Genomic DNA, 357 nt, shown 5'->3' on the forward strand with positions numbered 1-357 from the left:
CCACCGTTCGGCCAACGCCGCGGTCCTGCAGGCCATCGACCAGCTGCGCCGCGCCAACCCCGAGATCTTCTTCGACGTCCGCTTCAACGCCTCCTCCGGCGCCAGTACTGAGCACTTCTTCGCCGGCCAGAACGACCACGGCCGCGTCAACCCGCCACAGAACGGGGGACTGGACGACGCCACCGACCTGGTGATCTCCGGCTTCGGCGGCAACGACATCGACTTCGGGCCCATGCTGCAGGCCGTACTCGAAAACAAGCCAGCCGACGTGAGCAGTATCGAGGCGCGGAACGCGCCACTGTTGAACACCACCCGCACCTCGGCACAGGAATGGGCGGACTCAGAACCGCCACGCCC

The 357-nt window shown here is 66.9% G+C and carries 1 pseudogene; it reads left to right on the top strand.

The annotated features are described in order from the left end of the window. A pseudogene (locus tag AWQ68_RS43350) lies at window positions 1-357 on the top strand (hypothetical protein); the annotation flags it as partial.

This window comes from Microtetraspora fusca (genome assembly GCF_001570365.1).
Taxonomy (GTDB): domain Bacteria; phylum Actinomycetota; class Actinomycetes; order Streptosporangiales; family Streptosporangiaceae; genus Microtetraspora; species Microtetraspora fusca.